The organism is Mesorhizobium sp. M7A.F.Ca.MR.362.00.0.0, assembly GCF_004023175.1.
Classification (GTDB): domain Bacteria; phylum Pseudomonadota; class Alphaproteobacteria; order Rhizobiales; family Rhizobiaceae; genus Mesorhizobium.
Genome location: NZ_RZTF01000174.1, coordinates 1137 through 2039, shown reverse-complemented (window position 1 = coordinate 2039; position 903 = coordinate 1137). Strand labels below are relative to the sequence as shown.

At 64.7% G+C, this 903-nt stretch carries 1 protein-coding gene; it reads left to right on the top strand.

The annotated features are described in order from the left end of the window. On the top strand, window positions 1–903 hold a 903-nt coding region (locus tag EOC06_RS43015; protein WP_245469851.1), incomplete at both ends, for a thioredoxin domain-containing protein.

The following is a 903-nucleotide window of genomic DNA, read 5'->3' as shown; positions in this document are numbered from 1 at the left end:
AGCCAGCCCCTATTTGCAGCAGCACAGCGGCAATCCCGTCCACTGGCGGGCCTGGTCGCCGGCTTCGCTCGAAGAGGCCAAGGCGCTGGACAGGCCGATCCTGCTCTCGGTCGGCTATGCCGCCTGCCACTGGTGCCACGTCATGGCGCATGAAAGCTTCGAGGACCATGGTGTCGCCGCCGTCATGAACCGTCTGTTCGTCAATATCAAGGTCGACCGCGAGGAACGCCCCGACATCGACCAGATCTATATGGCCGCGCTCTCCGCGATGGGCGAGCAGGGTGGCTGGCCGCTGACCATGTTCCTGACGCCGGACGGCAAGCCGTTCTGGGGCGGCACCTACTTTCCGCGCGAGCCGCGCTACGGCCGCCCCGGTTTCATCCAGGTGATGGAGGCGGTGGACAAGGCCTGGCGCGAGAAGCGGGCGAGCCTCAACCAGAGCGCCGACGGCCTGACCACACATGTCCAGGCACGGCTCGCCGGCTCGCAAGCGAAAACAGGGCTCGATCGCGACACGCTGGCTGAGCTTGCCAAGGGCATAGACGGCATGATCGACCGCGATCTGGGCGGCTTGCGTGGCGCGCCGAAATTTCCCAATGCGCCGTTCATGCAAACGCTGTGGCTGTCCTGGCTGCGCGACGGCAACGCCAGCCATCGCGACGACGTTCTCAACAGCCTTGAACAGATGGTCAGCGGCGGCATCTACGACCATGTCGGCGGCGGGCTCAGCCGTTACTCGACCGATGCCGAATGGCTGGTGCCGCATTTCGAAAAGATGCTCTACGACAATGCCCAGCTGATCCGCTTCTGCAACTGGGCCCATGCCGCAAGCGGCAACGAGTTGTTCCGGGTCCGAATCGAAGAGACGATCGGCTGGCTGCTGCGCGAGATGCGCGTTGACGG